This window comes from Streptomyces sp. NPDC051207 (assembly GCF_040682395.1).
Lineage (GTDB): Bacteria > Actinomycetota > Actinomycetes > Streptomycetales > Streptomycetaceae > Streptomyces.
The window spans coordinates 1-1,255 of record NZ_JBFBAX010000086.1 but is presented as its reverse complement, the minus strand read 5'-3'; the positions used below and the strand labels follow the sequence as shown (position 1 = coordinate 1,255).

The 1,255-nt window shown below is 66.6% G+C and carries 1 protein-coding gene and 1 pseudogene; both read left to right on the top strand.

The features are described from left to right. Positions 1-447 (top strand): annotated as a pseudogene (locus AB0M97_RS30815) (alpha-1,4-glucan--maltose-1-phosphate maltosyltransferase); the annotation flags it as partial. Next, positions 444-1,255 (top strand): alpha-amylase family glycosyl hydrolase (locus tag AB0M97_RS30810; protein ID WP_365964273.1); only part of this gene is annotated, 812 nt, incomplete at its 3' end. The pseudogene AB0M97_RS30815 and the gene AB0M97_RS30810, both read left to right, overlap by 4 nt.

The window sequence follows — 1,255 nt, the reverse complement described above, 5'->3', positions numbered from 1 at the left end:
GAGTACCTCGACTCGGAGAAGTACCAGCTCAGGCCCCGCGACTGGGCCGCCGCCGAACGCGACGGCCGCACCATCACCCCCCTCATCACCCGGCTGAACACCATCAGGCGGGAGAACCCGGCGCTGCGGCAGCTGCGCGATCTGCACTTCCACCACGCGGACCAGGACGCGGTGATCGCGTACTCGAAGCGGCGGGGGCCGAACACGGTTCTCGTGGTCGCGAACCTCGACCCGCACCACACCCAGGAGGCCACGGTCTCGTTGGACATGCCGCAACTCGGCCTGGACTGGCACGAGTCCGTGCCGGTGAGGGACGAGCTCACCGGCGAGACCTATCACTGGGGCAGGGCCAATTACGTGCGTCTCGAACCGGGCCGGCGGCCCGCGCACGTCTTCACGGTTCTGCGACCGTCCACCCCGCAGATCGGAGGGTCACCCACACGATGATCGTCAACGAACCCGTTCAGGACACCTTCGAGGACACCCCGGCGAAGGACCGGGACCCCGAGTGGTTCAAACGAGCCGTCTTCTACGAGGTCCTGGTCCGCAGCTTCCAGGACAGCAACGGCGACGGCGTGGGAGACCTGAAGGGACTGACGGCCAGGCTCGACTACCTCCAGTGGCTGGGCGTCGACTGCCTCTGGCTGCCGCCGTTCTTCATGTCCCCGCTGCGCGACGGCGGCTACGACGTCTCCAACTACACGGCCGTGCTGCCCGAGTTCGGCGACCTCGCGGACTTCGTGGAGTTCGTGGACGCCGCCCACCAGCGCGGCATGCGCGTGATCATCGACTTCGTGATGAACCACACCAGCGACCAGCACCCGTGGTTCCAGGAGTCGAGGAGGGACCCCGACGGGCCCTACGGCGACTACTACGTGTGGGCCGACGACGACAAGCAGTTCCCGGACGCGCGGATCATCTTCGTCGACACCGAGGCCTCCAACTGGACGTACGACCCGGTCCGCAAGCAGTACTACTGGCACCGGTTCTTCTCCCACCAGCCGGACCTCAACTACGAGAACCCGGCCGTGCAGGAGGAGATGATTTCCGCGCTGAAGTTCTGGCTGGACCTCGGGATCGACGGTTTCCGGCTCGACGCGGTGCCGTACCTCTACCAGGAGGAGGGCACGAACTGCGAGAACCTGCCCGCCACGCACGACTTCCTGAAGCGGGTGCGCAAGGAGATCGACGCCCAGTACCCCGACACCGTGCTGCTGGCCGAGGCCAACCAGTGGCCCGAGGACGTCGTCGACTA